17 protein-coding genes are annotated in these 22,614 nt (G+C 66.4%); 10 read left to right on the top strand and 7 right to left on the bottom strand.

The genetic code is table 11. From position 1 onward, the window contains the following. Window positions 1–27 precede the first annotated feature (27 nt). Genes ACXMDY_RS15200 through ACXMDY_RS15215 form a run of 4 tightly spaced genes read right to left on the bottom strand, consistent with a single transcriptional unit; the run spans window position 28 to window position 5,426 of the window. Entirely contained in the window at window positions 28–1,842 is a 1,815-nt protein-coding gene (locus ACXMDY_RS15200; RefSeq protein ID WP_457767672.1) for an SLC13 family permease, read from the bottom strand. 37 nt (window positions 1,843–1,879) lie between these two features. Beyond that, a complete protein-coding gene (gene hflX, locus ACXMDY_RS15205; RefSeq protein ID WP_259702773.1) occupies window positions 1,880–3,514 on the bottom strand; it encodes a GTPase HflX in 1,635 nt (544 codons plus the stop codon). Then, a complete protein-coding gene (locus ACXMDY_RS15210; protein ID WP_259702774.1) occupies window positions 3,511–4,167 on the bottom strand; it encodes an HAD-IA family hydrolase in 657 nt (218 codons plus the stop codon). The genes hflX and ACXMDY_RS15210 overlap by 4 nt, the downstream gene beginning before the upstream one ends. Next, window positions 4,164–5,426: an NAD(P)/FAD-dependent oxidoreductase gene (locus ACXMDY_RS15215; protein ID WP_259702775.1), complete on the bottom strand. Its 1,263-nt coding sequence runs from the start codon at window positions 5,424–5,426 to the stop codon at window positions 4,164–4,166. The genes ACXMDY_RS15210 and ACXMDY_RS15215 overlap by 4 nt, the downstream gene beginning before the upstream one ends. A 93-nt stretch (window positions 5,427–5,519) precedes the next feature. Between ACXMDY_RS15215 and ACXMDY_RS15220 the strand changes: the two genes are divergently transcribed. Both ACXMDY_RS15220 and ACXMDY_RS15225 read left to right on the top strand, forming a co-directional pair. Continuing rightward, window positions 5,520–6,296 carry a phosphoadenylyl-sulfate reductase gene (locus tag ACXMDY_RS15220; protein WP_259702776.1) on the top strand — a complete coding sequence of 259 codons (777 nt, stop codon included), beginning with the start codon at window positions 5,520–5,522 and terminating at the stop codon, window positions 6,294–6,296. After that, window positions 6,297–7,034, top strand: a complete 738-nt coding sequence (locus ACXMDY_RS15225) for a type III pantothenate kinase (protein WP_259702777.1) — start codon at window positions 6,297–6,299, stop codon at window positions 7,032–7,034. On the opposite strand, the gene bcp is transcribed toward ACXMDY_RS15225, so the two are convergent. Continuing rightward, window positions 7,012–7,479, bottom strand: coding sequence for a thioredoxin-dependent thiol peroxidase (bcp, locus tag ACXMDY_RS15230; protein ID WP_259702778.1), 468 nt, complete (start codon window positions 7,477–7,479; stop codon window positions 7,012–7,014). The genes ACXMDY_RS15225 and bcp overlap by 23 nt on opposite strands. Before the next feature lie 64 nt (window positions 7,480–7,543). Between bcp and ACXMDY_RS15235 the strand changes: the two genes are divergently transcribed. Continuing rightward, on the top strand, window positions 7,544–8,056 hold the full coding sequence (locus ACXMDY_RS15235) for a hypothetical protein (RefSeq protein WP_259702779.1): 513 nt from the start codon (window positions 7,544–7,546) through the stop codon (window positions 8,054–8,056). Between the two features lie 124 nt (window positions 8,057–8,180). Next, window positions 8,181–8,864: an alpha/beta hydrolase gene (locus ACXMDY_RS15240; protein WP_259702780.1), complete on the top strand. Its 684-nt coding sequence runs from the start codon at window positions 8,181–8,183 to the stop codon at window positions 8,862–8,864. A gap of 112 nt (window positions 8,865–8,976) precedes the next feature. On the opposite strand, the gene ACXMDY_RS15245 is transcribed toward ACXMDY_RS15240, so the two are convergent. Beyond that, on the bottom strand, window positions 8,977–11,229 hold the full coding sequence (locus tag ACXMDY_RS15245; protein ID WP_259702781.1) for an AAA family ATPase: 2,253 nt from the start codon (window positions 11,227–11,229) through the stop codon (window positions 8,977–8,979). A gap of 123 nt (window positions 11,230–11,352) precedes the next feature. On the opposite strand from ACXMDY_RS15245, the gene ACXMDY_RS15250 reads away from it, so the two are divergent. From ACXMDY_RS15250 to ACXMDY_RS15275, 6 genes are all read left to right on the top strand, one after another. Then, a complete protein-coding gene (locus ACXMDY_RS15250) occupies window positions 11,353–12,459 on the top strand; it encodes an efflux RND transporter periplasmic adaptor subunit (protein ID WP_259702782.1) in 1,107 nt (368 codons plus the stop codon). A gap of 10 nt (window positions 12,460–12,469) precedes the next feature. Beyond that, window positions 12,470–15,778, top strand: a complete 3,309-nt coding sequence (locus ACXMDY_RS15255) for an efflux RND transporter permease subunit (protein WP_259702783.1) — start codon at window positions 12,470–12,472, stop codon at window positions 15,776–15,778. After that, entirely contained in the window at window positions 15,778–16,059 is a 282-nt protein-coding gene (locus tag ACXMDY_RS15260) for a hypothetical protein (RefSeq protein ID WP_259702784.1), read from the top strand. Before ACXMDY_RS15255 ends, ACXMDY_RS15260 begins: the two co-directional genes overlap by 1 nt. 87 nt (window positions 16,060–16,146) lie before the next feature. Continuing rightward, window positions 16,147–17,286 (top strand): efflux RND transporter periplasmic adaptor subunit, encoded by a 1,140-nt coding sequence (locus tag ACXMDY_RS15265; protein WP_259702785.1) that lies wholly within the window; start codon window positions 16,147–16,149, stop codon window positions 17,284–17,286. Beyond that, window positions 17,283–20,558, top strand: a complete 3,276-nt coding sequence (locus tag ACXMDY_RS15270; protein WP_259702786.1) for an efflux RND transporter permease subunit — start codon at window positions 17,283–17,285, stop codon at window positions 20,556–20,558. Before ACXMDY_RS15265 ends, ACXMDY_RS15270 begins: the two co-directional genes overlap by 4 nt. 1 nt (window position 20,559) lies before the next feature. Then, on the top strand, window positions 20,560–20,850 hold the full coding sequence (locus ACXMDY_RS15275) for a hypothetical protein (RefSeq protein ID WP_259702787.1): 291 nt from the start codon (window positions 20,560–20,562) through the stop codon (window positions 20,848–20,850). Between the two features lie 15 nt (window positions 20,851–20,865). Here the strand turns inward: ACXMDY_RS15275 and ACXMDY_RS15280 are convergent, their stop codons facing one another. Then, window positions 20,866–22,533, bottom strand: a complete 1,668-nt coding sequence (locus ACXMDY_RS15280) for an alpha-D-glucose phosphate-specific phosphoglucomutase (protein ID WP_259702788.1) — start codon at window positions 22,531–22,533, stop codon at window positions 20,866–20,868. Window positions 22,534–22,614 lie beyond the last annotated feature (81 nt).

The following is a 22,614-nucleotide window of genomic DNA, read 5'->3' on the forward strand; positions in this document are numbered from 1 at the left end:
GCTTCGATGCTGCCACAGCAGCCACGATCAGAGGCTGAACTGTCTGCAGACCAGCCAGGGGACCAGAAGGGTCATCACCACGGTGAGGGGGAATCCGTAGCGGGCCACATCGAGGAAGCGATAGCGGCCCGGCCCGAACACCATCAGGTTGGTCTGATAGCCCACCGGGCTGAGGAAGTTCTGGCTGGCGCCGAACAGCACGGTGAAGATGAAGGCCATCGGCGGCATGCCGAGGCCGATCGCAACCTGGGCGGCGATCGGTATCACCATCGCCACCGTGGCCGCATTGCTCATCACCTCGGTGAGCAGGGTGGTGAACAGGAACACCGCGGCGAGGGCCCAGTAGATCGGCCAGTGCTGCAGGCCACTGAGCAACGACCTGGCCATCGCTTCGGCCAGCCCGGTTTTCTCCAGGGCGATGCTGAAACTTCCGAGCGATCCGAGCAGCAGGATCACATCCAGCCGGATCGAACGCAGCAGTTCACCGCTGCGAAGGCAACCGGTGGCCACCATCGCCACGGTGCCGAGCAGCACCGCTGCCACCAGGGGCAGCAGCTTGAAGCTGGGCAGCACGATCACCAGAACGGCGATGAGCATGGCGATTCCCTTGCGGCTCACGGTGGGCAGATCGTCTTCGATCTGCTCAAGCACCAACAGGTCATTGCTGGCCTGCAGGCCGCGGATGGCGTCCTGGGGTCCTTGCAGGAGCAGCACGTCGCCCTCCTTCAGGGTTGCCCTGCCAAGCCGCTCTCGCAGCACTGCGTTGCCGCGGCGCAGGGCCAGAACGGTGACGTTGTAACGCTGGCGGAAGCGCAGATCCCGCAGGCTGTCCCCGGCCAGGGTCGAGCCGGCCGGCAGCAGCACCTCCACCATCCGCAGGTTGGCCACCGTCTGGGAAGCCAGGTCGTTGGCTCCCGATTCAGGAACTGGGGCAAGCACGACGGTGTGGTCCTGCTGCAGGCGGAGCAGGTCGTCACGGGTGCAGCGAAGCATCAGGCGATCACCCTTCTGCAGGATGCGATCGGCCAGCGGTGGGGTGAAGCGCTCTTCGTTGCGGTGGAGCTCCAGCACGTCGACGTCGAAACGCCGTTGCAGGCGCGTGCCATGCAGGGATTGGCCCACCAGCTCGGAGCCGGCCGGGATCATCACTTCGGTGAGGTATCCGCTGTTGCTGAAGCTGCGGGAAAGGTCGGCATCGTCGCTGCCGCGATCCGGCAGAAAGCGGTCGGAGAGCAGCACCATCACCAGGCTGCCCACCAGCCACACCCCGATCCCGATCGGCGTGAAGCTGAACAGGTCGAAGGCGCCGTAACCCAGCTTGCTGCTGACTTCACTGGCCAGCAGGTTCACCGAGCTGCCGATCAGCGTGAGGGTGCCGCCCAGAACCGTGGCGAATGAGAGCGGCAGCAGCACCTTCGAGGGCGAGATGCGGCGGCGGCGGCACCAGCCCTCGACCACGGGCAGCAAGGAGGCCACGATCGGGGTGTTCGGCACGAAGGCGGAGACCGGTGCCACCAGGGTGGTGAGCAGCACGATCATCCGCTTCGGGGTTCGCACCGCATCGGAGCCGATCATCCCGCGCAGCCGATCGAGGCCGCCGGAGCGAAACAGACCGGCCGAGAGCGCGAACAGGCCGAGCACGGTGATCAGAGCCGGACTCCCAAAGCCCTCCAGGGCTTCGGAAGGCTTGAGCACACCGGTGGCCATCAGGACACCCACCACCAACAGGCCAGTGACTTCAGGGGCCAGCCAACCGGTGACGAACAGAACGATCGAGCCGGCCAGCGTGACCAGCGTGATCAGGGCAGCCGGCTTCAGGGCTGCGAGCAGTAAGGGGTCCAATCAAAGGAGGACGCTTTGGCGATCGATCATGGTGGGTTCACGGCGTGGGGTCGGAATGACAAAGCCACTCGCGCAGCTGGTTGAGCCCCAGCCCCGCTGTGGCGGAGATGAACAGCGCGCCTGGCATCCGCGCCCGGGCCTGCTCCAGTTCGCCGGCGGGGCAGCGGTCAATCTGGTTGCCGATCAGCTGGCGGTGTGCCTGGCAACCCATGGAATCGAGAATCGCCTGGACGGTGTCGAGTTGCTCAAGCCAGGCGGGATCGGAGAGATCAACCACGATCAGCAGGCCATCCGCTTCCAGGGTTTCCTCCAGGGTGGAGCGGAAGGCTTCCAGCAGGGGCGGCGGCAGCTCCCGGATGAAGCCCACCGTGTCGGTGAGCAGGAGCCTGGTGATCCGGCCATCCGGCTGGTGGCATTCCAGCCGCCGGGTGGTGGGATCCAGGGTGGCGAACAACTTGTTCTCCGCCAGCACCTCCTCACCAGCCACCGGTCTGGTCAGGGCATTGAGCAGGGAGCTCTTGCCGGCGTTGGTGTAGCCCACCAGGGCCAGGCGCCGCAGGCCCTGGCGCCCCTGGCGCAGCCTGGCCCGGTGCTCGCCAAGCTGCTGAACCTCGCCCTGCAACCGGTCGATGCGGCGGGCGATGGCGCGGCGATCTTTCTCCAGCTGGGTTTCGCCAGGCCCCCGGGTGCCGATGCCGCCCCCCTGTCGCGACAGGCTCTGACCACGGCCACTCAACCGGGGCAGCCGGTAGCGCAGCTGGGCCAGTTCCACCTGCAGCCGGCCGGCGCTGCTGGCGGCCCGTTGGGCAAAGATGTCAAGGATCAGTTCGCTCCGATCGCTGACCGGCAGGTCGAGCAGGCGCTCCAGATGGCGGGCCTGAAAGGGGCTGAGGTCCCTGTCAGTCACCACCAGGCTGGCTCCCACCCGCCGGGCTTCCAGAGCCGCCTCCCGCAGCTTCCCATCCCCCCAGAGCAACTGCCCCCCCGGGCGCCTTTTCTGCTGGATCAGTCCCACGGGAAGGGATCCGGCGCTGCGCACCAGGGCCTCCAGTTCGCCGATCTCGCGCTGGTTGGTGGTGGCGTCAGCCTGGATCAACGCCAGCAGCAGCACCCGCTCCGGTCCGGCGCTGGTGGGTGCGTCCCGGGCCTTGGCAGGGGAGCAGGCCGGCATTGCCAGGGGTTCGCACAGCTCGCCCAGTTCCCCATCCAGCTGGCAGTGCCAGGGCTGGGCTTCTTGCTGGCTGAGTCCGTAGATGGCAGCGGGCCAGAGCCCTCCAGCCGCGGCCTGATGGGGGAAGCGCAGCCAGAAGGTCGGGGCGAGATCAAGTCCCACCAGCGCTTCGCTCCCCTGGGGCTCCAGGCCGGGGCCGTGGCCGACGCAGCTGATCAATCGCCAGGCCTGGCCCTGACGCCTCGGTGCGCCGGCCAGCCGCTCCAGCAGAGGACCCGATTGCTCCAGCGGACCCACCCAGAGCAGGCGGCAGAGCCCGCGGCCATCCACCGCCAGGCTGAGCGGCAGCTCCAGTTCCCGGGCTTCGGCGGCCAGCCGCTGCAGACAGAGCAGCTCAGCCCCCCCAGCCTCTGGATGGCGGCGCTGGGACAGGCGCTCCAGCCTTCGTTTCTGGGAGGGGCGCAGGCCGCTGACACGGCCCACCAGAACAGCTTGTTTCAAGGGCGCCGGATTCGCAGGCAGGCCACGCCGGCGGCTGTGGCTCCGGCAACGTCCTCCGGGCTGTCACCCACATGCCAGACCTGATCAGCGCCCAGGGCGAGGGCGTTGAGCGCCAGCTGGAAAGGGATGGGGCTGGGTTTGGCGGCACCGGCCGCACTCGACACCACCACCGCCTGAAACACATCGCCGAGTCCGAGGCCCGCCAGGATCGCGATCAGCCGTTGGTCGAAGTTGCTCACCACCGCCAGCTTGATCCCGGCGGCCTGCCAGCGGCGCAGGGGGCCGAGCACATCCGGATAGATCCGCCACAGCTCGGCAGCGGCGAAACGCTCGAACAACTCCTCGCCCAGGGCTGGCGACGCCAGGGGGGCCCCGGCAGCGGCGAACACCGTCAGGATCCGTTCACCCCACCAGAGGCGCTCGGCGCTGGCCAATTCCTCGCCTTCCAGTCCAGGGAAGGCCAGGGGCGGCGCCTGGCGATAGACGGCCCCGAAGGCCTGATCGATCGCGGCGGCTTCGACCTCGATGCCATGGCTGGCGGCCAGCTCCGCATAGGTGGTGCCTACCGACCGGCGCAGTCCGATCAAGGTGCCCATCGCGTCGATCAGCAGGCCCTTGGGGGTCGGAAGCGCCGCGGCAGCCCGACTGATCAAGACCCTGGCGCGGTGTGGGGCTGAGCGCCGGAGGGGGTGCTGCCGAACAGGGGCCTGCCCAGGTCGCTCAGCCAGCCAGCCGCCACCCGCAGCTGGTGGGAGCGGCCCGGCAGCCGCGACAGGTAGGTGAGCTGGCGGAGTCGGTAGGCCGTCTGACCGGCCAGGGTGAGCCCCAGCCCGGTCAGGCTGGCTTCGCCGACGCCAAGGCTGATCATTTCGCCCAGGTCTTGCCAGAAGAATGGTTCCAGGGGATCACCCGCGAGCGAGCGCTGCAGGTTGCCGGCCAGATGGTCGGCCTGCTGGATGGCCACCTGGGCCGTGGCCGGCAGGGCGGCCCCGTCTGCATCGGTGATGTGGGCCAGATCGCCGATCGCGAACAGATCGGGGTGTTCCTGCAGCTGCAGCGAGGCGTGGCAGAGCAGGCGGCCGCGGCGATCCAGTGGAGCAGGTGGCGTCAGTTCCGGAGTGTTCGCCACCACCCCGGCGGTCCAGATCACCGCATCGACGGCAAGGCTTTCAGGGCTGGGGGTCTCCCCTGCCACAGGATCCCGTGCCAGTTCGATGCGGCCGGGTCCCACCGCCAGCACCCGGGTCTGGTTCCGCAGGCGCACATCGCGCCGCAACAGGGCTGAGCTGGCCTGCTCGCGGTTGAATGAACGGGCCTGGGGCAGCAACTCGCGCCCCTGCTCGATCAGCTCGATCACGGCGGCTCCCTGGAGCAGGTCGGCCAGTTTGCAGGCCAGTTCGACGCCGCTCGGGCCAGCGCCAACGATGGCCAGGCGCTGCAGGGGCAGCTGCCTGCGGCGCAGATGGCAGATCAGCCCATGCAGCCGCTCGACATCGGCCAGATTGTGAAATCCGATGGCATGTTCCTCAACGCCGGGCACCCCGAAACTGGTGGGGCGGCTGCCGGTGGCCAGGACAAGCCGCCTGTAGGTGAGTGTTCTGCCCTGCTTCGTGCACAGGGCATGGTTCTGGGTGTCGATGCCCTCCACCCGGTCGCGCAGCCAGGCCACGCCGCGGCCCGCCAGCAGACTGTCGTAGCGCGGGGCCACCTCCCAGCAGCGCAGCTCTTCGGAGAGCAGTTCATAGAGCAGGGGGAGGAAGAGGAACCGTTCGTTCGGCTCGATCAGCAGGATCGGTGGAGGATTGCGCCGCTCCGCCAGGGCCAGGGCGGTGTATAGGCCGGCAAAACCACCGCCGGCAATGATGACGGGAGCGCCAGATGTGCTCTGCTGATCTGGTCTGGGCTCCGTCATGCCGGGTTGATACCAGGTCGGATGGTGTGTTCAGCAACCCTAACCAGCGCCGCTGATCAGTCTTTAGGTGTCGGGAACGGGATGATGGGATCCATGCACAGCTTCAAGGCCGCCAGCCTCTCAGCCGATCGCCTGGATCGGGCGATCGATCCGGATGCCGCCAATGCGGCGCTTGGGTCGTTGGATCCGATCGGCCAGCTGGAATGGGGACTGACCACCTTTGAGGAGTGCTTTGCCCTCACCACCAGCTTCGGCATCCAGTCGGCTGTGCTGCTGCACATGGCCAGCCGCGTCAGCGCTTCGATCCCGGTGATCTGGGTGGATACGGGCTATCTGACCGCTGAAACCTATCGCTACGCCCAGCAGCTCTGCGAGCTTCTGCCGATCCGTTTGGAGGTGGCTCAGGCGGAGGTCGGGCCTGCCCGGATGGAGGCGCTGCATGGCCGCCTCTGGGAAACGGGCCAGCTTGCCGATATGGAGCGCTATCTCCAGCTTCGAAAGGTGCAACCGCTGGACCAGGCGTTCGAGCGACTCCGGGTTTCCTGCTGGGCCAGTGGCGTCCGCAGCAGCCAGACCGACCACCGCCGCACCATGCAGCACCTCCAGGATGTGAGGGGCCGCTGGTCGTTGCGCCCCCTTCTCGCCTGGACAGCTCGTGATGTCTTCTATTACATGGAAGAGCATTCCCTCCCCCAGCACCCCCTGTTCGCCGAGGGTTATTCGAGTGTCGGCGACTGGCACTCCAGCGGCCCTGATGGAGCTGGGGGCGACCAGAGTGAGGGTGAGGAAGGCAACCGCAGCAGCCGTTTCGGCGGCCTCAAACAGGAGTGCGGCATCCATCTCCCCGGGGTCATGGGCGAGGGTATCTAGGTGGATGGCACCGGAGAGGCTGCTGGCCCGTTCTCCGGCCGTTGGCTGCTGATCGGCAACAGCCGTTGGCACTGGGGTGAGCCCCAGCAGACGGCCAGCCTGCGTTGCTGGCATACGGCGATGCCCGCCGCCGCATCCGTCATCGACCTGGGCCGCCTGCGCTCCTGGGCCTGTGTTGGATCCTTGCCGCCATCGATTCAGCTCCCCTCCGAGCGACGACTGAGCCTGGATCAGATTCCCCTGAAAGCGATGCCTGTCTGGCTGGGGGTGGACCGGGCCCTGGCCGGCTGGCAGGCCTGGCACCGGCAGCAGGCAGGGGCCGGAGGCGCCGTGCTGGTGGCCGACGCCGGCACGGCGCTCAGCCTGACTCTTGTGGACGGGAGCGGGGCCTTTGCCGGTGGCCGGCTGATGGCCGGGCTCCGGCTTCAGCTCTCGGCGCTGGCATCGGCCACCGCCCAGTTGCCCAGCCTGACGCCTCCCGCTGCCTCGGCTGATCTCCAATCCTGGCCGGTGGCCACCGATGCGGCGATGATGACTGGCTGCCTCTGGGGGCTGACCGCTGCGATCGCCCAGGCGGTGGCGGCCGTGCCCGCTGATGCCCCAACCAGGCTCTGGCTCACTGGTGGTGACGCTGACCACCTGGCACCACTTCTGAGCCAGCTGGGAGAGCGGTTTGAGCTGGCGCCCCACCTCTGCCTTGAGGCACTGGCGGCACTCAGGCCAGCTGAAGATCGCTGAGGATCTGCTCGGCCATCTCTTCGGCCTTGACCTTCAGGTAGACGTGCTCCAGCAGCCCCTCGGGATCCACCACGAAGGTGTGGCGAAACATCCCCATCGACTCGCGACCCATGAATTTCTTCAGCCCATAGCTGCCGTAGGAAGCCGCAACGGGACAGGGGTCCGGGTCGCTGAGCAGGGTGAAGGGCAGGGTGTACTTGCTGATGAATTTGCCGTGGCTGCTGGCGCCGTCCTTGCTGATGCCGAGAACCTGGATGCCGAGCTGGCTGTAGCGGTCCCACTGGTCGCGGAAACCGCAGGCCTCCTTGGTGCAGCCGGGCGTGTCGTCTTTTGGATAGAAATAGATCACGACCCGCTGGCCGCGAAGCGAAGACAGGCTCACTGGAGTTCCGCTCTGGTCAGGGAGAGTGAAGTCCGGGGCGGGATCACCGATGCTCAGGGCCATGGAGATTGAGACTTGGCTGGGGCGAGCCTAAGAGGCTTATGGTCGCTGCTCACCCGTGCCACCCATGCCTGTTTCAGCGCGTCTGAGTCTGCTTGGGGTGCTCAGCGTGATCGGCGTGGCCGGCTTGGTGCAGTGGCCGATCAGACCCCTGATGCTCAGCCGCACAGGTGGCGCCACGGCCGAGCTGCTGGTTGCCCTTGAAACCCAGGAAGTTCTGCAGCACCAACGCCAGGAGGCCTCGGTGCTGCTCAACCGCTTTGTCGGTGCCGAGATCACCCGCTTTTTCTGGGGTGGGTTCAGCGGCTATCTCGACGTGCTCGGGATTGAAGAGCCCGATGGGATGAAGGCCCGGGTGAGCCTGGAGGATCAGGCGGTGCAGCTGTTGCTGAGTTCCCGGGGCGCTGCTGAAACCTACGTGGGCCGGGTGGAGGCGATCGATGGGGTCCCCCGCGGGGTGGTCTGCCGAGGAACCGGGACCCCAGGGGCGTTCCCGCTGCGCGGCTCGCGCCTGCAATGCCCACAGGGTTGGCGCTCTCTGCCGAATCTGAACAACCAGGCCAAGGCTATCGCTGGTTGAGTTTCCTGAAGATTTTCTCAGGAAGCGAAGGGTTTTGATGCGCTCAGATCCGAACAAACAGCTCGAGTTATTGGCAAATGCAACTCAAACGTCTATGTTTAAAAAGTTGTTGTAATCGTCAGCTGTGCTCAAGCGTTTTGCCGCCAGTCTTCTTGTGGGAGCCGCCGTTGCGGCTTCCGCGCTGCCCGCTGCCGCCGCCGTCGACAACGATCTGCCCGTTCGCTGGAACACCGGTGGCGCCGTCTGGTCGACCGGCTTCGACAAGTTCGGCACCTTCCTGGAATCCGGCGCCGTGACCGACCGTGGTCTGGCTGATGGGATCTCCCGCTCCGGCTGGACCGCCGATGAAATCCGCTCGGGCCTTTCCAAGACCTACACCGTCGACCTGGTCGGGGTCTCCCGGTTCCTCTACTCCGATGCCGGGGTGAAGTTCCTCAAGGATCAGACCCGCAGCTACTTCCCCTACTGGAGCATGACCACCTACGCGGTGCCAGCACTGCGCAGCGCAATCATTGCCGATGCGGCTGATGGAACGATCTCTTCGGCCGGGATCATGGCGGCCCTGCCCACCGATTTCCGCCTGGCTGACACCTGCAACACCTACGACGGCAAACAGAACATCTGTGCGGAAGGCAAGTGCCAGGAGGGAACGGCTCAGTGCACTTCCCTGCTGTCCTGGTATGTCTTCCTGCCTGCCTGCATCCAGGCCAACCAGATGACCGACCCGGTCGCCCAGGTGCGCACGGCTCCAGCTCCTGCTCCCGCTCCTCAGCCCTTCACCCCCGAGCCGATCCGCGGCCTCTGGTGATCCGCCCAGGCTCATTCTGATCGGTCCTCCCCGGACCTGATCCAGACCCAAGCCCCGGTTTTCCCGGGGCTTTTTCATGTCAACCCAGCCCAGCCATCGAGTCGCCGAAACGTCATCGCATCGAGCCTTTGCGTCTGGCGATCAGCAGGCTGTGCACGATGCGTTGGGGCAGCTTCGCGTCGAGGCTGGCTTCAAAGCAGGTCCGCAGAGCCGTGATCTCGTCGTCTGAGAATCCCTGGCTGATGATCTTTCGATAGCTGGCTTCGGCTGCGAACCAGCGTTCCACCAGGCCGGGGCTGAGGGCCAGGGGCAAGCACTCCTGCCAGCCCTCCTCACTCACCCGCCAGCCGAGGCGCTCCAGTTCGCCACGGACTGTCGCCAGGGTCGAGGTGGCCGCCTGCTGCAGCCATGGCTGCTCCAGCGGCAGGCAGGCCTCCAGCCGTTGCTGGTTCTGGCTGGGTTCGGCAGCAGCCCGGTTCTGACTGCCCAGCCAGGCGAGCAGGCTTTCGGCGGGGCCGATCGAGGGAGCACTGAACAGCAGACGCAGTTCAGCGCTGTCGCTGCTCAGGGCGGTCAGGGTCTCCATCCAGTGCTGAACGACGGTGGGTCCGAGCCCCTGGAAGGGCTGGCGAGCAGCCAGCCACTCGAAGCGCTCGCCAGGGTCGAGCTGGGTGAGCAACAGCTCAGGCTGATCCGGTGAGATCAGCCTCAACCTCGGTTGGCGGAGGGCATCAAGCAGCTGCAGATGGGCCTGAAGCCGCTCCAGATCCTCGGGCTGGGCCACGCCGATCACCATCCCCCCCTCCGGTGTGGCTTCGAGCGGATCGATCGCCCAGAGCAGGGAGCGGGCCTCAAGGATCAGCACCCGGTCGTGACGTTGCCAGCCGGCGCCCTGCCAGAAACGCTGACGCAACTGGTCGAGCCGCTCTCCTTCGGCGGCCCCTTGCCGCTGCAGCCAAAGCTCCAGCTGGGGATCAGCTGGGCTGCTGCTGAGCAGTTCCCCTTGCCATGATCCCGGCGCGAGCATGGTTTCCGCCGCTGCAGCGAGCTGGGCAGCCCGGCGCTGCTGCACGCGTCCCTTCAGGCTGCCCTCCCAGCCCAGTCCGCCGGGCTGCCAGAACACCTGCCCCTGCAGGGCACCTGGCAAGTAGGTCTGGGCGACCCAGTGGTCGGCGTAGGCGTGGGGGTAGCGGTAGCCCTTGCCATCGCCGAAGGCCTGGCCATCGCGGTTGCCATCCCGCAGGGGGGATGGCACCGATTGGCTGGCGGCGCTCCGCACACTCTTGAGGGCATCGAAGAACCCCAGCACGCTGTTGCTCTTTTCAGTGGAGGCCAGGTAGAGCGCTGCCTGGGCCAGCGGGTACAGCCCTTCGGGCAGCCCCACCCGTTCGAAGGCGGCCGCGCAGGCCTCCACCACCACCACGGCCTGCGGGTCCGCCAGCCCCACGTCTTCGCCGGCGGCGATCAGCATGCGGCGGAAGATGAAGCGGGGGTTTTCGCCTGCCTCCACCATGCGGGCCAGCCAGAACAGGGCGGCATCGGGATCGGAGCCCCGCAGCGACTTGATGAAGGCGCTGATCGTGTCGAAGTGGGCATCGCCCTGCTTGTCGTAGAGCACGGCCCGCTGCTGGATCGACTCCTCGGCGATGGCGAGATCGATCGTGATGGCGCCGTTTGCATCAGGCTCCGTGGTTTCCACCGCCAGTTCCAGGGCATTGAGCAGGCAACGGGCGTCACCGCCGGCCACGTCCAGCAGATGGGCGCTGGCGCGCTGCTCGATTTTGATCGGCCTCCCGCCGTAGCCATGTTCGGGATCCGCCAGGGCGCGCACCAGCAGCTGGCGCAGATCTGCCGGCTCGAGCGGCTGCAGGCGGAACAGGCGGGAACGGCTCACCAGCGCCTTGTTCACCTCGAAGAACGGGTTTTCGGTGGTGGCGCCGATCAGGGTGATCGTGCCGTTCTCCACCCAGGGCAGCAGGGCGTCCTGCTGGGCGGCGTTGAAGCGGTGCACCTCATCGATGAACAGGAAGCTGCGCAGACCGTGGCGACCCAGCCGTTCGCGGGCGGCCTCCACCTCGGCCCGCAACTCCTTCACCCCCGCCAGCACAGCGTTGAGGCTGGCGAAGTGGGAGCGGGTGGTCGCCGCGATGATGCGGGCGAGTGTGGTCTTCCCCACACCGGGCGGCCCGTGCAGGATCAGGTTGCCCACCCGGTCGGCGGTGATGGCCCGGCGCAGCAGGCGGCCCGGGCCCAGGATCGCCGCCTGGCCGACGAAATCATCGAGCCGGCGCGGCCGCATCCGATCGGCCAGCGGGGCGATCCGCTGGCGCTGGCGGGAGGCTTCGAAGTCGAACAGATCGCTCATGTCCTTTTATCCCGCCGACATGGGTGACACGCTGGCGGAATGGGTGACAATCCTGTGATCAGAGCGCATCGCCCCGCATTCTTGAGCCTTTCCAGCAGAATCCATCCAACAAGAGTCAACCGCTTGAGCGCTTCTCCCCGCTTCATGCCCCTGGGTACAGGTGCCTCGTTGGCGGCGGTGCTGCTGGTGGTCACCGGCTGTGGCGGCAGCCCGCCGCCGCCGCCCCAGCGCCAGGTGCAGGTGTCCACCCAGCCGGTGGCGCTCGGCCGCTTCAGCAACGACGTGGACACGATCAGCACCCTGGAGGCGATCGAGGAGGTGCAGCTCGCCGCCCAGACCGCCGGCCGCATCGAGCGCCTGCTGGTGCGACAGGGCGATGTGGTGCGGCAGGGCCAGCTTCTGCTGGTGCTCGACCAGGCCCAGGTGCGCGCCGATCTGGCCAGCCTGATCGCCCAGAGAGAAAAGGACAGGCTCAATTACGAACGTTTCGAGTTTCTGGTGCGCCAGGGTGCTGCCAGCGCCCTGCAACGCGACGAATTCCGGGCGCAGTACATCCAGGCGCGGGAAGCGGTGGTGGCCCGCCAGGCCGACCTTGCCTTCAGCAACCTCACGGCTCCGATCAGCGGCGTGATCAGTGATCTGCAGGTGAAGCAGGGCGATGTGATCGCCGCCGGGGCCCCCTTCACCAAGGTGGTGCGCAACGATCGCCTGATGGCCCGCGTCGATGTGCCCGGCATCTTCACCGACCGGGTGCGGCCTGGCCTGCAGGTGGTGCTTCAGGAGCCCCTGGGCAATCGGGTGCTGGCCACCGGGGTGGTGAGCTCGGTGGACCCGGCCGTGAATCCCGGCACCCAGTCGCTGCTGCTGAAGGCGGAGTTCCCCAACCCCACCGGTGCCCTGCGCACGGGCCTGCGGCTGCGCACCCGCGTGCAACTGGCGGCTGGTGAGGTGCCCTCGGTGCCATTCGTGGCGGTCACCCAGTCGGCGGGTCAGAGCTTCGTCTTCGCAGTGGGGAGCTTGCAGGATCTTGAGCGCAACCCGGGCAAGGCGAATCTCGAAGCGCTCCGCCAGCTGCCGCCAGGCACCAGCTTCGCCCTTCAGGTGCCGGTCCAGCTGGGGGCCCTGCAGAGCAATCGCTATCCGGTGCTCAAAGGCGTGGATCTCAACAGTCGGGTGATCACCTCCAATCTGCTCACCCTGCGTCACGGCACGCCCGTGACGGTGCAGTAGGGAGCGCCGGATGTCTCCCTCCAACAACTTCATCGTCCGGCCGGTGCTCACCGTGGTGTGCAGCCTGCTGATCGTGTTCGCCGGTCTGATCGCCATCCCGCTGCTGCCGATCGAGAACCTGCCGGACATCGCCCCGCCCACCGTGCGGGTCACCTCCAGGTACAACGGCGCCGATGCCCTCAGCGTCGAGCAGGGGGTCACCGCCGTGCTGGAGCAGCAGATCAACGGTGTCCAGAACATGGAGTTCATCAGCTCCAACTCCTCCGCCGACGGCACCAGCGCGATCACGGTGTCGTTCGCCAGCGGCACCGACGGTGACATCAACCAGGTGAACGTGCAGAACCGGGTGGCCCTGGCCCAGCCCCAGTTGCCCGAAGAAGTGCGTCAGTCGGGGGTGGTGGTCAACCAGGCCTCCACCTCGATCCTGCTGGTGGCCAACTTCGTGAGCGAGGACCCAGCCAACCCCTTCAGCATCGAGACGATCAGCGGCCTGCTCGATCAGGGACTCACCGATGCGCTGCGCCGGGTGCGGGGGGTCGGAGACATCGCCTATTTCGGCAACCGCCAACTGGCGATCCGTCTCTGGCTTGACCCCGACCGGCTGGCCGCCAACAAGCTCACCTCCGCCGACGTGGTGGCCGCCCTCAGTTCCCAGAATCGCCTGGTGCCGGCCGGCCGGGTGGGCGGGGCGCCCGCGCCCGATGGCCAGCTGTTCACCTTCACGGTGCAGTTGCAGGGAAGGTTGCGCACCAGCCAGGAATTCGAGCGGTTGATTCTGAGCACCACCCCGGATGGGGGGCTGATCCGTCTGAGCGACGTGGGCCGGGTGGAACTGGGCGGTGAAAGCTTTGATGTGGGAGCCACCGACCTGCGTGGCGTCCCTTCGGTGGGCCTGGCGGTTTATCAGCTCAGCGGCAGCAATGCCCTGGAGGTGTCTGACGGGGTCAAGGAGGTGATCGACACCTTCGTGGCCACCCTGCCGCCTGGGATTCGCAAGGAGATCATCTATGACAACACCGACTTCATCAATGCTTCGATCGAGGGGGTGACGGGTTCCTTGCGGGACGCCGTTCTGCTGGTGGTGCTCATCCTCTTTCTGTTCCTGCAGGACTGGAAGGCCACCCTGGTTCCCGGTATCGCCATCCCCGTGGCCCTGGTGGGCACCTTCGCCTTCGTGAAGGCCTTCGGTTTCTCCCTCAACCAGCTCACCCTGTTCGGGCTGGTGCTGGCCACGGGCCTGGTGGTGGATGACGCCATCACCGTGATCGAGGACACCTCAACCAAAAAGAAGGAGGGGCTCTCGGCCGTGGCGGCCGCCAAGGCCACCATGAATGAACTGTTCGGTGCTGTGATCGCCACCTCCCTGGTGCTGTTTGCGGTGTTTCTGCCGGTGCTGTTCTTCCCGGGTGCCACCGGCACGATCTACCAGCAGTTCGCCGCCACGATCATCTTTTCGGTGGCGATCTCCACCTTCAACGCTCTCACGTTCTCGCCGATGCTCTCGGCCCTGCTGCTGGCCCGCGAGAGTCCACCCCCCACCCGCCGGGTCTACGCCATCTCCGGTGCGGTGATCGGCGCCATCTACGGGCTCCTGGTGAGCGGAGGCTTTGCCAACCCCCTGCCGATTCTGCTGTTCGGCCTGCTCGGGCTCGTGCTCGGCTGGTTCACGCCCACCATCTTTGTGAGCTTCAACCGCTTCTACGCCGGCTTCGAGCAGCGCTACAGCGGTGCGCTCAGTTGGGTGCTGGGCCGCCGCAAGCTGGTGATGGCCCTGTTGCTGGGGGGGGTGGTGCTCACCGGCGTGGCCTTCAATGCCATCCCTTCGGGCTTCGTGCCGGTGGAGGATCAGGGCTATGCCATCGGCTTCGTGCAGGCTCCCGATGGAGTCTCGGTGCAGAGAACGAAACAGGTCAATGCCCAGGTCGCCGAAATCCTGCGCAGTGAAAAAGACATCACCGCGGCGGCGATCTTCAGCGGCGCCAGCCTCGATGGCAATGCCCCCAACCGTGGGCTGTTCTTTTTCGGCACCAAGAACTGGGACGACCGCGGAAATCAGAGCCAGTCGGTGAACGCGATCGTGGAGCGGCTGAACAGCAAGCTCACGGTCATCGACGGGGCCCGGGTGTTCGTGGTGGAGCCCCCCTCGATTCCCGGCTATGGCGCCTCGGGGGGCTTTGAGTTCCAGCTGCTGGATCAGAGCGGTGGCGCCCTCAACCTGCCCCAGTTCGCCGGGGTGACAGGCCAGCTGATTGGCGAGGCCAACCAGGCACGGCCGGATGGCCGGCCCCTGTTCAGCCGCGTGTTCACCCAGTTCAGCGCCGAGTCACCCCAGCTGGCCGTCACGGTTGACCGTGACCGGCTCGCCACCCTCGGCATCGACTACGGCCAGGCGATGCGGGTGTTCAGCTTCTATTTCGGTGGCGCCTACGTCAACGACACCTTCCAGGAGGGACGGGTGCGGCGGGTGTATGTCCAGGCGGACGGACCCTTCCGCGCCACCCCACAGCGGCTGAAGGCCATCTTCGTCACCAATGCCAAGGGTGAGTCTGTGCCGCTGGCCGAGGTGATCACCGTGGAGCCGGTCACCGGCCCTTCGATCATTCCCCGCTTCAACCTCTTCCGCTCGATCCGGGTGGAGGGCTCGGCGGCGCCGGGGCGCAGTTCGGGGCAGGCGATCAAGGGAATCCTGGGGCTGTTCAAGGGCCTCGATGTGCCCGGCATCGGCTACGACTGGACAGGCATCGCCCGGGAGGAGGTGAGCGCGGGGGCCCTGGCTGTGGTGATCTTCGCCCTCGGCATCCTGGTGGTTTATCTGGTGCTCGCGGCGCAGTACGAGAGCTACAGCGATCCGCTGATCATCCTGATGACGGTGCCCACCGCCATGCTCGGGGCGCTGATCTTCCTGGGGGCCCGTGGCTATGAGCTCAACATCTACGCCCAGGTGGGGCTGGTGATGCTGATCGGCCTGGCGGCCAAGAACGGCATCCTGATCGTGGATCTCGCCAACCAGCGCATGGCCGCCGGCGCCAGCGCCCTGGAAGCGGCAAAGGAGGCCTCCCGCTCTCGCCTGCGGCCGATCATCATGACGGCCATCTCCTCCCTGTTCGGCTTCCTGCCGCTGGTGCTGGCCGATGGGGCCGGCGCCCGCAGCCAGGCCTCCCTCGGCACGGTGGTGTTCGGCGGCCTGTTGGTGGCCACGGTGCTGTCCCTGCTGGTGGTGCCGGTGTTCTACGTGGTGGTCAAGCAGCTGGTGCCTCCGGCCACCGCTCCGCCCCCCGGCGCTGAAGCAGGGACCCCAATCGAGGGAGCCCCCCCCTGATGGCCGCTCAGGCACCACTGCGGGGGAGAGGCATTCTGCTGGCCGGGCTGATCGGAGCTGGGCTGGGGGCCTTCCTGGCCGTGATGCTGCATGCGGTGGTGACCCACACGCCGGTGGAGGTTAGCCCGCGCACCTTTGCCCTCTTCTTCGGGATCTTCTGTGCCTTCGGGGCCTTTGCCGGCCTCACCCTGGAGACGGTGCGCCAGCTGCAGGCCAGCAACCCCGATCCTGCCTACCACCAGACCTTTTCCCGAGGCAGACGTGACCCTGATCGGCCCTGATCGCCGCAGCAGCTCCCCACCTCAGCCAACTGGTGCCCTGGCAGACGTGGACACCGCTGCAGTTGTGCGCCAGCCTGGATCGCACTCGTGACCAGCCCGTTGCGGCAACCCATTCCCGTTCTGGCGGCCTCCTCCCTGCTGGCTCTGGTCTCCCTGGCTGCCTGTGCTCCGGCGCCCCCGCCTCAGCAGCCGCCTGCTGCCGTCAGGCTGGTGAATCCCCGTAGCGCACTGTTTTCCGATTCGGCCGACTACCAGAGCACGCTGGAGGCCATTCGCGAAGTGAGGCTGGCCGCCGAAATCGCTGGACGAATCGTGCTCATGCCGATGCAGGAGGGGCAGGCGGTGCAGCGCGGGCAACTGCTCTTCCGGCTCGACCAGGTGCAGCAGCAGGCAAGCACCGACTCCGACAGGGCGGAGGCGCGCAAGGATGTGATCAATGCGGAGCGTTATATTTTTCTGAATGATCAGGGCGCTGTATCCACCAAGGAGCGCGACTTCTACATCACCCAGGCGTTGCAGAGCCGCGACATGCTGAAATCTTCGCAGGCTACCCTGGGATATAAAAATATTACGGCTCCGATCGCCGGGCAGGTGGGCAGTATTCAGGCCAAGATCGGTGATGTGGTGCCGGCCGGAGGTGTCGTCACCAGCGTGGTGGACAATTCAATTCTCTGGGTAAGGTTGGATGTTCCCGGCAGCGATGCGGCTCGCGTCAGAGTGGGTCTACCGGTGTTGCTCAGAGCCCCGGATCGCCCGGAACTGAGTGCCAGGGGCGCTGTGAGTTTCGTGGCACCTTCGCTCGACAAGCAGCGCCAGACCCTGCTCGTCAAGGCCACCTTCGCCAATGGGAATGGCGCCCTGCGCAACAATCAGCGGGTCAACGCCACCTTGATCTATTCCCAGGAGAACCTGCTCTCCATCCCGGAGCAGGCGGTGCTGCTCCAGGCCGGCAAATCCTTCGTTTTTCTGGCCGTGAGCCCCCAGGAAGCCCGGCAGCGACTGGGCAGGGAGATTGAGCCGCCGCCGCCGCCGGACTCTCTTGTGGCTGTTCAGGTGCCGGTGAGTCTTGGCACCCTTCAGAACGGCGTTTTCCCGCTCAGGTCCGGCCTGCAATCCACCGATTCGGTCATTCTGGGCAACCTCGCCCAACTGCGCAGTGGCCTGGCCGTGCGGTCCTCCTCCCCGGGTTCGGTGCCTGCTGCCGTTTCCCCCGGGCCTGCCCGATGAGCCTGTCGGACACCTTCATCCGCCGCCCCGTGCTCAGCACGGTGTGCAGTGTGCTCATCCTGCTGGCCGGGGTGATCAGCCTGCCGCTGCTGCCGATCGAAAATCTGCCCAATATCGCCCCGCCCACGATCCAGGTGAACGCCAGCCTGCCCGGTGCCGACGCGCTCACGGTGGAGAGTGCCGTGACCGGCCCGCTCGAGGAGCAGATCAACGGCGCGCCTGGGATGGACTACATCACCTCCACCAGCACCGGTGAGGGCAGCAGCCAGATCAACGTCTATTTCAAGCCCGGCACCAATCCTGATATCGATCAGGTGAATGTGCTCAATCGGGTCCAGACCGCTACGCCGCAGCTGCCGCCACAGGTGAATGCCCAGGGGGTGACGGTTCAGCAGACCTCCGGCAGCTATCTTCTGGTGTACAACATCACGTCGAGTGAGGGGCAGTTCGACCGGAATTATCTCAATGGTCTGCTGCAACTCAATCTTCTCTATCCGCTCACTCGCGCCGATGGGGTGGGTCAGGTCAATGTCTTCGGGGCCAGTGATCCGGCTTTCCGTTTATGGGTGGATCCACTGCGGCTCTCCCGTTTCAATCTTTCTGTCACCGATGTGGTGAATGCACTGAAAGCTCAGAACGTGGTGGTGGTTGCCGGCAGCATCGGTGGGCCGCCATCTCTGCCGAGCAACCGCTCCACATTTCCCATTCTGGTGAATGGCAATCTGGAAACAGTGGCTGAGTTTGAAAAGCTCATCCTTTCAAAGGGGCCCGATGGTGGGCTGATTCGTCTGGGTGATGTTGGCCGAGCTGAATACGCTTTTCAGAATTTCAATCAGGCGGCCATCAACGCCATCAGTGGCTATCCATCCGTCGGCTTTGGTGTGATCCAGCTGCCTGGCAGTAATGCGATCACCACGGCCAAGTCGGTGGATGAAGTGCTCACCCAGTTCCGTAACTCCCTGCCACCTGGCGTGCTGCTGGAGAAGGTGTTTGACCAGACTGACTTCATCAACGCTTCGATTGAAGGTGCCCTCGATGCCCTCCGCGATGCGGTGGTGCTGGTGCTGCTGATCATCTTCCTGTTTCTGCAGGACTGGAAGGCCACGGCTGTGCCGGCCCTCGCCCTGCCGATCGCCCTGCTGGGCGCAATGGTGTTCGTGAAGGCCTTCGGTTTTTCAATCAACGAGCTCACCCTGCTCGGCATCATCCTGGCCACCGGCCTGGTGGTGGATGACGCGATTGTGGTGGTGGAGGCCGTTTCGGCGCGGATCGAAGCGGGTGATCCGCCTTTTGTGGCCGCCTCCAATGCCATGAAGGAGCTCACCGGGGCGATCCTGGCCACGGCGCTGGTGCTGCTGGCTGTGTTCGTGCCGGTGGCCTTCTTCCCGGGAGCCACCGGGGTGATCTATCGCCAGTTCGCGCTCACGATCGTGTTCTCGATCATTGTTTCCACCTTCAACGCCATCACCGGCAAGCCGCTGCAATCAGCGCTGCTGCTGGGCGGCGGCAAGACCGAGCCCAGGGGCTGGCGCTGGACCGCGATCGGTGGGGCGTTCGGCGCCCTTTACGGCACCCTGGCCGGTGGCTGGATGCTGGCCCTGCTGCTCGGGGTGGTAGGTGCGGTGGTGGGCAGCTTCCTGATGCCCATCTTCACGGCGTTCAACAAGGCTTTCGAGCAGGTGGCCCGCGGCTATGCCGCCCTGCTCCAGCAGGTGATTCGGCTGAGGAAGCTTGTGGTGGTGGCGCTGCTGGGGGGGGTGCTTCTCACCGGCGTCGCCTTCGTGCTCATTCCCACCGGCTTCGTTCCCACCGAAGACCAGGGCTACGGCCTGGGCATCATCCAATTGCCGGCCCAGGCTTCGATCGAGGCCACCATGGCGGTGGCGGATGAAGCACGCAAGATCATCGCCAAGGAGCCGGATGTGGTGTCCGGGGAGCTGGTGGGCGGGGCCGGCTTCAACGGGGGCTCGTTGAACCAGGGCATCTTCTTTTTCGGCTTCAAGCCGATCGAGCAGCGAACCCGCCCCCAGCAATCGGCTAACGCGATCATCGCCCGGATGAACAAGGGCTTCGCCACGATCCCCGGCGCGATCGTGCTGGCCCAGCCCCCGGCGGCGGTACCGGGCTTCGGTGCCCAGGGGGGGCTCTCCTTCCAGTTCAACGACCTCAGCAACGGTGGCTACAGCCCCACCGAACTGGCCGGCCTGGCGAAGGAACTGATCGCCAAGGCCCGCTCCACCGGCACCTTCGGCAACCTCTACACCCAGTTCGTCAGTGATGCCCCGGTGTGGCGGCTGGATGTCGACCGCGACCGCATGGCCTCGCTCGACATCGATTACAGCGCCGCGATGGAGGCCCTGGGCACCCTCACCGGCGGCAGCTTCGTGAATCAGACCTACGAGCAGCAGCAATACCGCCAGGTGGTTGTGCAGGCCGATGCCAGCCATCGCGGCATGATCCAGGACCTGAACAATCTCAACATCAGCAACCGCGCCGGCGCGCTGGTGCCGCTCTCCAATGTGGTGAAGGCGCGCCTCGACAGCGCCCCGCCGATCATCAGCCACTTCGACCTCTACCGCTCCGTGCTGATCCAGGGGGTGGAAGCTGCCGGCAAGAGCAGCGGCCAGGCGATCGACACCATCGCCGCGGTGTTCCGTCGCTTCAATTTCGCCAACATCGGCTCGGCCTGGTCGGCTCTGACCCGCTCGGAAGTGCAGGCCGGCGCCCTGGCGATCCTGGTGTTCGCGCTCGGGATCGTGGTGGTGTATCTGGTGCTCTCGGCCCAGTACGGCAGCTACATCGATCCGCTGATCATTCTGATGACGGTGCCCCTGGCCATGCTCGGGGCGTTGATGTTCCTGGTGTTGCGCGGCCAGGTGAACAACGTGTATGCCCAGGTGGGCCTGGTCACCCTGATCGGCCTGGCGGCCAAGAACGGCATCCTGATCGTGGATCTGGCCAACCAGCGCATGGAGCAGGGAATGAGCGCCACCGAAGCGGCGATGGCGGCAGCCTGCTCCCGCCTGCGGCCGATCCTGATGACGGCGATGGCGGCCCTGGCGGGATTCTTCCCCCTGCTGGTGGCCTCAGGGGCCGGGGCCCTCAGCCAGCAGTCGCTGGGGGCGGTGATCTTCGGCGGGCTGCTGGTGGCCACCGGGCTCAGCCTGTTCGTGGTGCCGTCGTTCTATGTGCTGATGAAGCAGCTGGAAGCCAACTGGTTCCCGGCCAGCCAGGCCACCGAGCCGGTGCTGCCGGCAGGGCCGGCCGCCTGAGATGCCCCTGCCCCGGCCCGCCGGTTACATTCCGCAGCGCCAGTTGCGGGTCGATCGCCGCCGCGTCGTGCTGGCAGGAGCCATCAACGTCCTTGCAGCCCTGGTGCTGTTGACGCTCGCCCACCGCGTGTCGCGAACGCCCGGCGAGTTGCTGCCAGCGATTCATCCCCGCTTCTGGGTGGTGGTGGTGGGGATGGCAGGGTTCTGCGGCGTCTGGGGGGAAACGCTGCGTCAGATCAGCCTCACCCGCCGCGGCGAGCCAGGTGCCCCCCTCGATCAGCGGGGCGGCTGAGCCAGGGCGAAGGTGTCAGGTGATCACAGTGGGCCGCTCCATGCCGGTGCGGCTACGGATTTCGGCCAGTTGGTCGGCGGCGGTGATCAGATCCCCGAGCGCCTGCTGTGGATCCTGATCCAGGTTGCCGCCGATGCCCACATAGCTCTCCAGGTAGAGGCGCAGGGTGGCCCCCTGGGTGCCCGTGCCGGAGAGGCGGAACACCACCCGGCTGCCGTCATCGAGCAGCAGGCGCAGACCCTGGCCGCTGGTGAGTGAGCCGTCCACCGGATCGACGTAGCTGAAGTCGTCGGCGGTGGTGATGCTGCGGCCGGCGAAGCCGGCCCCAACCAGGGCAGGCAGCAGCCCCTTCAGGCGGTCGTAGAGGCCATGGGCCCGGTCGCTGGCGATGGCTTCGTAGTCGTGGCGGGAGTAGTAGTGGCGGCCGTAGCGGCTCCAGTGGCTGGTCATCACCTCGGCTACCGAGCAGCGGCGCATGGCAAGAATCTGCAGCCAGAACAGCACGGCCCAGAGGCCATCTTTCTCGCGGATGTGGTCGCTGCCGGTGCCGAAGCTCTCCTCACCACAGAGAGTGATGCGGCCGGCATCAAGCAGGTTGCCGAAGAACTTCCAGCCCGTGGGCGTTTCGAAACAGGGAATGTCCAGATCCTTGGCTACCACATCCACAGCCGCGCTGGTGGGCATGGAGCGGGCCACTCCGGCGAGCCCGCCCACATAGCCGGGAGCCAGACCGGCATTGGCGGTGAGCACCGCCAGGCTGTCGCTGGGGTTCACGAAGCAGCGCTGGCCCAGGATCATGTTGCGGTCGCCGTCGCCGTCGCAGGCCGCCCCGAAGCGGAAGGCGTCCGAGCCCATCAGCAGCTCGGCCAGCTCATGGGCATAGGTGAGGTTGGGGTCGGGGTGGCCCCCACCGAAATCCTCCAGGGGGATGCCGTTGCGCACCGTGCCGGCCGGTGCCCCCAGCAGCCCCTCCAGCAGGCGGCTGGCGTAGGGACCGGTGACGGCATGCATGGCATCAAAGGCGATCGGAAAGTCGCCCCGCAGCATCTGGCTGATCGCGTCGAAATCGAACAGGCCCTGCAGCAGTGACACGTAGTCGTCGACTCCATCGATCACCTCGATGCTCAGCCCGCCCAGGGTGTAGGTGCCCGGCGCCTCCAGGGAGGGCGTCGCTGCGTCAACGATCCGGTAGCCATCCAGCTGGGTGGTGGCGCTGTAGATCGCATCGGTGATCGATTCGGGGGCCGGCCCGCCATTGGCGCCGTTCACCTTGACGCCGAAATCGCCCTCGGGGCCGCCGGGGTTGTGGCTGGCCGAGAGGATGATGCCGCCGATGGCCTGGTGCTTGTGGATCAGATTCGAGGCGGCGGGGGTGGAGAGGATCCCGCCGGTGGTGGTGATCAATCGGGCCACCCCATGGGCGGCGGCCATGCGTGTGATCACATCGATGGCGCGGCGATTGCCGTAGCGGCCGTCGCCGCCGAGGATCAGCGTGCCCCCCGCCACGCCGGGCACCACCCGGAACACCGCCTCCACGAAGCTCTCCAGGTAGTGGGGCTGCTCGAACTGTCGGCTGCTCTTGCGCAGGCCGGACGTGCCGGGTTTCTGGTCGGTGAAGGGGGCGCTCAGCTCCACATGATTCACTGCTTCGGCAGTGAGGCTGTCGGATGCGCTGCTGGCCATACCACCGAAGACGGGGAATCGCAGGCTAACCCTGCTGTTTGATCGGCACGGATTGGCTACGTTGAGACGGTGCGCTGAGCT

It is taken from the genome of Cyanobium sp. ULC082 (genome assembly GCF_977927535.1).

Coding starts and splice junctions, on each gene's coding strand:
- ACXMDY_RS15245 (WP_259702781.1), bottom strand. CDS start 11,229: ATGAGCGATCTGTTCGACTTCGAAGCCTCCCGCCAGCGCCAGCGGATC.
- ACXMDY_RS15275 (WP_259702787.1), top strand. CDS start 20,560: ATGCCCCTGCCCCGGCCCGCCGGTTACATTCCGCAGCGCCAGTTGCGG.
- ACXMDY_RS15260 (WP_259702784.1), top strand. CDS start 15,778: ATGGCCGCTCAGGCACCACTGCGGGGGAGAGGCATTCTGCTGGCCGGG.
- ACXMDY_RS15215 (WP_259702775.1), bottom strand. CDS start 5,426: ATGACGGAGCCCAGACCAGATCAGCAGAGCACATCTGGCGCTCCCGTC.
- ACXMDY_RS15220 (WP_259702776.1), top strand. CDS start 5,520: ATGCACAGCTTCAAGGCCGCCAGCCTCTCAGCCGATCGCCTGGATCGG.
- ACXMDY_RS15235 (WP_259702779.1), top strand. CDS start 7,544: ATGCCTGTTTCAGCGCGTCTGAGTCTGCTTGGGGTGCTCAGCGTGATC.
- ACXMDY_RS15280 (WP_259702788.1), bottom strand. CDS start 22,533: ATGGCCAGCAGCGCATCCGACAGCCTCACTGCCGAAGCAGTGAATCAT.
- ACXMDY_RS15255 (WP_259702783.1), top strand. CDS start 12,470: ATGTCTCCCTCCAACAACTTCATCGTCCGGCCGGTGCTCACCGTGGTG.
- bcp (WP_259702778.1), bottom strand. CDS start 7,479: ATGGCCCTGAGCATCGGTGATCCCGCCCCGGACTTCACTCTCCCTGAC.
- ACXMDY_RS15270 (WP_259702786.1), top strand. CDS start 17,283: ATGAGCCTGTCGGACACCTTCATCCGCCGCCCCGTGCTCAGCACGGTG.